The organism is Mixta sp. (assembly GCF_024610815.1).
Lineage (GTDB): Bacteria > Pseudomonadota > Gammaproteobacteria > Enterobacterales > Enterobacteriaceae > Mixta > Mixta calida.
Genome location: NZ_JANION010000244.1, coordinates 1 through 5440 on the forward strand (window position 1 = coordinate 1; position 5440 = coordinate 5440).

Here is a 5440-nt window from a genome sequence, read left to right on the forward strand (position 1 = left end):
GCGCTGATGTCCGGCAGTGCTTTTGCCGTTACGCACCACCCCGTCAGTAGCTGAACAGGAGGACAGGTGATAGAAACAGAAGCCACTGGAGCACCTCAAAAACACCATCATACACTAAATCAGTAAGTTGGCAGCATCACCGAGCAGCCAGGAGAGGTTTGCCAGGTCAGCGGGTCAGGCAGACCTGCTTTTAGCGGTAAATGTCAGGCGCGCTTTATCACAGGACGCGCCTTTCGTGATTAGCCATTTACTGATGATTCGATTTCTCACCGAAAAAGTAGAATCCCAGCGGCAGAGAGAAGATAAGGGTTAGCACCAGGGTATAGACGATAACCATCGCACCCTGTAACAGATACATCTGCATTGACCACTCCGAGAGCGGCAGGTTGTACTCTTCGATGACGCCGCCGATAGTGGCGCGAATAAGGATCGCTAACGCCACGCAAAATACAGCGGAAATGGAGAGCAAAAACTTTTTACCTTCAGGCCGTTTTAATTTCTCGCGTATCACATCTTTTCTCCTGTGAGAGATTATCGCTGCGCGCTACTTTACCATTAATGACGTTTTATTACCCGCCCCGACGCTTTTTTTGCCGTTAAGGAAACGCCGCCATCGTACTGTCAGCCACCCTTTGGCGCTTTCACAGCCTCTCCCCTTCGCGCCTACTTAATTGTCAACAAAATAATTACAAAGTTAATTATTACGTTGTGCTGGACAACGCTATCATCTCTTCTGGTAAGGTATGCGCCACAAACGCCAGGAACAGGAAACCGCCATGCTGTCTACTCTCATCTATCGCAGCCATCTTTGTGATGACGTTCCGGTAAAAATCCTGGAAGAGATGGTGAGCAAAGCCAATAAGCTCAACGAATCTTATGATGTTACCGGCATTCTGCTGTTTAACGGCACGCACTTTTTCCAGGTTCTGGAAGGTCCCGAAGAGGCCGTACTCGCCATTTACCAGCGCATCTGTAACGATCGCCGCCACCATAATCTGGTGGAGTTGTTACGCGACTACGCGCCTTCTCGCCGGTTCGGCAACGTCGGGATGGAGCTGTTTAATCTGCAAGAGTATGACCCGGCCTCGGTGTTACAGGCGGTGCTGGATAAAGGCACGACTAAATACCAGCTGACCTATGACGACAGAGCGCTACTCTTTATCCGCACCTTTGTCGAGGCGCGGGAAAAAGAGAACTATTTTGAAGTGCCGCCAGCGGATGCCTGGGATTTCCTGATCGACGAAGAGACGCATCCGGCGAAAGAAACCACGGTCTCCGATACACAGCCCTGGCACTACGCTTTTCAGCCGATTATCGACCCTTTTTCACGATCTATCGTCTCGCTGGAAGCGCTGATGCGCAGCGCCGAGGGTGGCTCTCCCCGCGCCTGTCTCACGCAGCCCGATCGTGAAGCCGCTTATGAGATCGATCTGAAATCGAAGAAACAGGCTTTCGCGCTGGCGAAAAAATTTGGCGTCGATGGGCTGACGCTTTCAATCAACCTGTTGCCGATGTCGCTGGTGGTGGTGCCCAGAGCGGTTGAGTTCCTACTGGAGGAAATTGCGGCGCATGGCCTCGTGCCTGAGCAAATCACGGTTGAGCTGACCGAAAATGAAGTGATTTCGCGTGAGGAAGCGTTCGAAACGGCGATTAAGCAGTTAAAAGCGGCGGGCATCAGCCTGGCGATCGATAATTTTGGCGCCGGCTCGGCGGGCCTGCTGCTGCTGACGCGCGTTCAGCCCAATAAGATCAAAATCGATCGCGATATCATTCACGACGTACATAAAAGCGGCCCTAAACAGGCGATTGTTCAGGCGATCATAAAATGCTGTTCGTCGCTGGAAATTTCAGTGATTGCGGAAGGCGTAGAGAAACCTGAAGAGTGGATGTGGCTCGAAGCGGCGGGCGTCTATAACTTTCAGGGGCCGCTGTTTGCCAAACCGAAACTGAACGGCATTGCGGCCGTCGCCTGGCCGGAGAAGAACTAAAGTAAAGGGCGGCTTCTGCCGCCCTTTATCTCGATGTTGTTAAATGGACAGAAACGGATCAGCGCTGGCGCCGGTCTGTGCCTCTGCGCATTATCGAAAAGCGCTAACCTGACCTTATCAGGCGTGGCTTGCCGCCGCCTTTTCCAGCGCCGCCTGAATGGCTTCCGACAGCTCATTGATTTCAAACTTGGCCACGTAGCCGTCAGCGCCCACTTTACGGACGTGCTCTTCGTTCGCGCTGCCGGAAAGCGAAGAGTGAATGACTACCGGAATTTTTTTCAGATGTTCTTCGCGTTTAATATTGCGCGTCAGGGTAAAGCCATCCATCTCCGGCATCTCCAGGTCGGTCAGCACCAGCCCAATACGGTCGCTGATCGGCTGCCCCGCCGCCTGCGCTTCCAGCGCAATCGCCTTAATGTTTTCCCAGGCCTCCAGACCGGTGGTATGCATAATCGCCGGCAGGCCCATGGTTTTCAGCCCCTGCTCCAGCATTGAACGCGCCACTTTTGAATCTTCCGCCACGATCACCGACGCGCCCGGTTTTATTTTAAACGCGCGCTCCTGGATTTCCTTCGGCGCCGCGTCGCGTACGGAAGGAATAATATCGTAAAGGATCTGCTCTACGTCCAGTACCATTGCCAGACTGTTGCTCTGCCCGTCGCTGTCCAGGCAGGCGATGCTGGTAATATTACGGCTGCTGACGCCCGACTCGGCGGTATGCACCTGACTCCAGTCAAGACGCACGATATTGTCCACCGACTCAACGGCGAACGCCTGGGTGCTGCGCGCATACTCGGTCACCAGCAGCAGATTGAGGCCGCTAGTAGGCGTGCAGCCGGCAACGGCAGCCAAATCGATAACCGGGATAATCTGTTCACGGATATTGGCCATGCCGAGCAGCGGCGACTGCATGCCCGCCGCGCGGGTGATAGTCGGCATCGGCACGATTTCGCGTAGTTTAAAAACGTTAATGCCAAACAGCTCTGCTTTCTCGCTATCGGGAGACGATCCCAGCCGGAATAATAACAGTTCGAATTTGTTAGATAAGGCGAGATTCGCTCTCTCATCAATATCTTTCTGGAAGTTATCCATTTTTACCTCTGGGTTATTATTGTGGCTGGCTCAGGCTCACAATGCGATTTCTGTAGGGCGTTTCAGCCGTTTCCGGCCCGATAACGTTTATGCTTATGCTGCCGCTCTAATAAGTTATCGGCAGATAAAAATAAAAATACAGAGGCAAAGCGCTATCTCTCTGCGCTTTCTGTTCTATTACTCACAGTTTGGCGAGAAGAAAACGGCAGAGATCCGGGTAACGACGGGCAATAATGCGTGAATACAGAGGGCGAAAAAACCCCGATCGGGTCAGATCAGGGTTATCGGCATTAACAGGGGAAGGATTAATGTTTGCCTTCGGTATCGTAGGGATCGCCCGTATCATCACCGCTGTCATCGCGCTTACGCGGGATTTCTCCTTCCTGATCCGGCGCGCCGTTGGCGGCAAAATCATCTTCTTCATAAGGATTAGGCGCGTGCGGCGCATCTTCAGGCAGACCGTGATGCTCATTATCGTCCGGGTAAGGCTTGTTGTGATCGGGGCGTTCTGACATAGGTTCCTCCATTAACTCAGGTAAGTTAATAAAGTATAGGCGATAGCCCGGGATAGCGCTGTGGCGGGAGCGGAGAAGACGATAATCGTGGTCCGGCGGCAATCGATATCTCAGCGGTGCTCGGCGGGTTGACCGATCGGGCAAATAAAAAGGCCACCCTCAGGTAGCCTTCTGTTTAAATTTAATTTTATTTATAGTGCTACTGAAATAAAGCGATATCAGTATGGGGTTCCCCTGGTGTGGCGGTACTCGCGTACCATCTGCTCGTTTACGGACGCAAATTTCGGACTGCAAGCAGCATTTAGGTGGTTTTATACAAAACCGGACGAACCGTAACCGAGCAGACGCCGCCATTATTTATAAAATTAATTTATGGTTCTACTCCCCTAAAGTACAGGTCAACCCCTGACTATAGTCAATCTGACATAACGTCGAAAAAAACCTCATCGCCCTGCAAGCCGCGCCCCGCCTCATTTTTTCGACAATGGCGCATAAATATGGAACCGATTTCAGACGACGCCCAATGCTGTTTTTACCTCGTTAGCAATTTTTTCAACCTGCGGTCCATAAATAACCTGCACGTCATGGTCGCTGACACGGTTGACGCCGTTGGCGCCGGTGGTCATCAACGTCTGGTCTACCACCTCTTTCATATCTTTCACCCGCACGCGCAGGCGTGTAAAGCAGCAGTCGACCTCTTCAATGTTCGCTTCACCACCGAGGCCGCTGATGATTACACGGGTACGCTCATCGGCGCTGACCGCCTGCGCTGGCGCCTCTTGATCTTCCGATTCGCGTCCTGGGGTTTCCACATTCATGCGCCTGATAACAAATTTAAAGCCGTAATAATAGAGCGGCGCGTAGACAGCACCGAGCGCCAGCGTCCACCACCAGTGGGTTTTCGCGCCGCCGAGAATGCCAAATACCACCAGGTCGATAGCGCCGCCCTGCACGTTGCCAATCATCAGATGCAGCGCCGACATCAGCATAAACGAGAGGCCGGTCAGCAAGGCGTGCAGCACATACAGCACCGGCGAGACGAAGATAAAACAGAACTCCAGCGGTTCGGTAATGCCGGTGGTAAATGAGGTGAGCGCGCCAGCCAGCACCAGCGCCTTGACGCGCTGCTTATGCTCCGGGCGCGCGGTGTGGTAGATCGCCAGCGCTGCAGCCGGCAGGCCAAACATCATCACCGGAATTTTCCCCTGCGCGAGAAAGCGCGTGGCGCCGCGCACGGTTTCATCGGGAATGGAGCCGGGATGGGTCAGCGAGGTGTTGAAAATATTAAGCGCGCCGACGATGGTTTGGTTATCCACGGTAGCGATGCCGCCGATCGGCGTAAAGCGCACGGTTTCATTGAGAATATGATGCAGCCCGGTCGGGATCAGCAGGCGTTCGCAGGTGCCAAGCAGAAACGCGCCGTACTGCCCGCTTTTGCCGATAAACTCCCCTACCCAGGCGATGCCGGCGCCGATAGTCGGCCAGATTAACGCCAGCAGCACGCCCACCAGCGGCAGCACGACGACGGTAACGATCGGCACGAAGCGCCGACCGCCGAAGAAGCTGATCGCCGTCGGCAGCTGCTGGGTATAAAACCGGTTATGCAGCATTACCGTCAGCAAACCGGCAATCACCCCGCCCAGCACGCTCATGTTGAAGGTGAAGATGCCCAACATCTGGATATATTCCGCCGAGGTCATCATCGCGGCGGTCTGATCCATTCCGGCCCGTTGCAGCGCCTCTGGCGTGGTGGTCTGCGCCGTCAGCCCTTTCGCGGCGAGCGTGGCGCTAATGCCGACATGCATGGCGATAAAACCGATAACGGAGGCGAACGCGGCGGTCGGC

5 protein-coding genes and 1 pseudogene are annotated in these 5440 nt (G+C 54.0%); 1 reads left to right on the top strand and 5 read right to left on the bottom strand.

What is annotated here, in order from left to right:
• Both MYY08_RS18545 and MYY08_RS18550 read right to left on the bottom strand, forming a co-directional pair.
• Positions 1 to 86: pseudogene (locus MYY08_RS18545) on the bottom strand (IS1 family transposase); the annotation flags it as partial.
• 161 nt (positions 87 to 247) lie between these two features.
• A complete protein-coding gene (locus MYY08_RS18550) occupies positions 248 to 511 on the bottom strand; it encodes a DUF2534 family protein (RefSeq protein WP_038625951.1) in 264 nt (87 codons plus the stop codon).
• A gap of 265 nt (positions 512 to 776) precedes the next feature.
• Between MYY08_RS18550 and MYY08_RS18555 the strand changes: the two genes are divergently transcribed.
• Positions 777 to 1988 carry a diguanylate phosphodiesterase gene (locus MYY08_RS18555; protein ID WP_084970161.1) on the top strand — a complete coding sequence of 404 codons (1212 nt, stop codon included), beginning with the start codon at positions 777 to 779 and terminating at the stop codon, positions 1986 to 1988.
• A gap of 117 nt (positions 1989 to 2105) precedes the next feature.
• Here the strand turns inward: MYY08_RS18555 and MYY08_RS18560 are convergent, their stop codons facing one another.
• The 3 genes from MYY08_RS18560 to MYY08_RS18570 all read right to left on the bottom strand — a co-directional run.
• Positions 2106 to 3080: a chemotaxis protein gene (locus MYY08_RS18560; RefSeq protein WP_038625949.1), complete on the bottom strand. Its 975-nt coding sequence runs from the start codon at positions 3078 to 3080 to the stop codon at positions 2106 to 2108.
• Positions 3081 to 3385: 305 nt separating this feature from the next.
• Positions 3386 to 3595: a hypothetical protein gene (locus tag MYY08_RS18565; protein ID WP_038625947.1), complete on the bottom strand. Its 210-nt coding sequence runs from the start codon at positions 3593 to 3595 to the stop codon at positions 3386 to 3388.
• 509 nt (positions 3596 to 4104) lie between these two features.
• Positions 4105 to 5440: PTS transporter subunit EIIC (locus MYY08_RS18570; RefSeq protein ID WP_288015448.1), on the bottom strand; the 1336-nt coding region annotated here is incomplete at its 5' end.